The sequence below is a fragment of the Aeromonas sp. HMWF017 genome (assembly GCF_003061465.1).
Classification (GTDB): Bacteria; Pseudomonadota; Gammaproteobacteria; order Enterobacterales; family Aeromonadaceae; genus Aeromonas; species Aeromonas veronii.
Genome location: NZ_QAJD01000174.1, coordinates 1 through 651 on the forward strand (window position 1 = coordinate 1; position 651 = coordinate 651).

Here is a 651-nt window from a genome sequence, read left to right on the forward strand (position 1 = left end):
ACCGACCACAGTGACCAGGACTTTATACACGCCGGTTGGTACCACCCAGTGGGTCACGCCCACCTGTTTGAAGGTTGCGAGCTGTTTTTGAATGCCCATATTTGCCAGTTTCAAGGCAGTGACGAATTTGGTGTCATCGGTACCGGCATTCACTTCTGCCAGGGTGGCGATCTGCGCCTTACCTTTCACGGCTTCACTGGCGGTGGCGATGGTTACCGCACCGGTCATGCCATCTACCGATTGCACCGAGTCGGTCGGGGTGAGCAGTTCTTGCCAGTTGGCCAGGGTGGCGGCGCCCGCTACCCGCAGGATAAAGCTCTTGTTGAGGTCGGTACGCACAGCCAAATCCCCGACCTCGGCGGTCAGGGCCAGCATGGCGGCCTGGGTGTTGACGACAAAGGTGTCGGTGATAGCCGTGGCCGGGATCTGATTGACGGGGACCTTACCACTGCCATCGAGCGTCGCCACCCCATTGGCAGCGCCTTTCTGTGCGCTGGGGACGGCATCGGTGATGCCATAGCCCGCCAGAGTAGTGGGGTTGCTGCCGGCGGTGATATTGCCCTTGGCATCGACGGTGACCGAGCGATAGGTACCCGCCAACACTCCTGAGTTTTTATAGGTGGCGGTGATGGTGATGTTGCCACTGCCATC

Annotated in this window: 1 pseudogene; it reads right to left on the minus strand. The window is 59.8% G+C overall.

The window, feature by feature from the left end:
- Window positions 1–651 (minus strand): annotated as a pseudogene (locus DBR30_RS22610) (hypothetical protein); the annotation flags it as partial.